The organism is Nocardioides sp., assembly GCF_024509035.1.
Taxonomy (GTDB): domain Bacteria; phylum Actinomycetota; class Actinomycetes; order Propionibacteriales; family Nocardioidaceae; genus Nocardioides.
Genome location: NZ_JANINT010000422.1, coordinates 1 through 1574 on the forward strand (window position 1 = coordinate 1; position 1574 = coordinate 1574).

The following is a 1574-nucleotide window of genomic DNA, read 5'->3' on the forward strand; positions in this document are numbered from 1 at the left end:
GCCCCACCCGTCCTCGGACTCCGCCGCGGCGCCTACCAACAACAATGGGAAGGCCACTGGACCCTCGTCAGCTGAGCTCGTGGCGGCGCGGGGAGAGGTCAGCCGGGTCGTTCGCAGGTGAACATGACCGTGCGGATGCGCCTCTCGGCGAGGTTGGTCACCTGGTTGGCAGCCATCTCAGCGAAGGCCTCGCCGAGGAAGGTCGCGAAGGTGACCGGTGGCGGCCCGTCGCGTTCGACGGTGGCCCGCACCTGCTGGAACCAGGCGAGGCTCTCCTCGGAGGAGTCATGCTCCGCGAGCACGTGGAAGCCTGCCGTCGCGAGGAGCTCGCGCATGTCCTCGGGAGTGGCCAGGAAGCTCGTCGAGGAGTCAGCGGCCCACGGCACCGGATAGTGGACGGCGCCTCCCTCACCTTGCAGGACGTCGTAGACGACGAACCTGCCACCCGGGCGGAGCACGCGGAAGGCCTCGGCGTAGAGCGTGTCCTTGTCCGCGATGTTCATCGCCACGTGCACGGTGAGCGCGGCGTCCACCGCGGCGTCGTCGAGCGCGGTGGCCGTCGCGTCCCCGACGATGAAGCGGGTCCGGTCGGACAACCCGGTCCACGCCGAGAGAGCGGTCGCGGCCTCGCAGAACTCAGGCGTGAGGTCGATGCCGGTGATCGTGCAGCCGGTCACCTCGGCGAGCGTGCGCGCAGGCCCGCCCAATCCGCTGCCGAGGTCGACGACATGGCAGTCGGGACCCACGCCGAGGGCGTCGATGATCTCCAGCGTCGCGGCGCGACCGCGGATGTGGAACTCGTCGACCGGAGCGAGGTCGGCGGGCCGCAGGGTGGCGCGGTCCAGGCCGGCCGCGTCCAAGGCGGAGCTGATCGCAGCCACCAGCGACCCGGAGCCGCTGTAGAACCTCGCCACCTGGCTCACGCCGTCATGATGGCACCGGCCGGCCGGGAGCGCGATGGCGAGCAGTCGGTCGGTCGGGGGCCAGCGCCAGATGGGCGTGCGCGCCGCGGATCGACCGACCAGGGTCGTCGAGCAGCTCGGTCGGGAAGGGAGCGGCTAGAGCTTCGCCATCTTGTGGAACGGGCGGGGGACCCGGACGGTCTGGGCGCCGAAGTTCACCATCACCGCGCTGGAGTCGACGTGGGTGACGCGACCCATCCCGTGGGAGTCGTGGTTGACGAGATCGGCGACCTCGAACTCCGGGACGATGGGCTCAGGGTCGGGTCGGAAGGGACTGCTCGCCAGGTGGCGCGGGGTCCGTGCGTGATTCGTCATCACGACGAGTATCGCAGGCGGAACCGCCGACAGCGATTGGACCGTGCCAATCCGCGCCTTCCAGCAACCGGATCCTCAGTCGCGCAGCAGGAGCTTGACCGCGACCTCGATCTGCTGGCCGGTCTCGGCGGCGGAGTTGCGACCGGTGACCCAGCCGACGAGCGCGGAGAGCCAGACGTCACCGATCACCTTGGCGATCGCGACGTCCTCCTCGGTGACCTTGTCGTGGTCGTCGGGGCGCATCACGCGGATCAGCATCGAGGTGAGCAGCATGCCGACCTGGTGGATCTCGGCGGC

At 70.0% G+C, this 1574-nt stretch carries 2 protein-coding genes and 1 pseudogene; all 3 read right to left on the minus strand.

Features of this window, described 5'->3' with window-relative positions; translation table 11 throughout:
• Positions 1-98 precede the first annotated feature (98 nt).
• The gene (locus tag Q0L15_RS22910) at positions 99-923 is read right to left on the minus strand and encodes a methyltransferase domain-containing protein (RefSeq protein WP_296607168.1); all 825 of its coding nucleotides are present in this window, start codon (positions 921-923) and stop codon (positions 99-101) included.
• Between the two features lie 135 nt (positions 924-1058).
• Positions 1059-1277 carry a hypothetical protein gene (locus Q0L15_RS22915; RefSeq protein ID WP_296607169.1) on the minus strand — a complete coding sequence of 73 codons (219 nt, stop codon included), beginning with the start codon at positions 1275-1277 and terminating at the stop codon, positions 1059-1061.
• Between the two features lie 75 nt (positions 1278-1352).
• Positions 1353-1574 (minus strand): annotated as a pseudogene (locus Q0L15_RS22920) (TetR family transcriptional regulator); the annotation flags it as partial.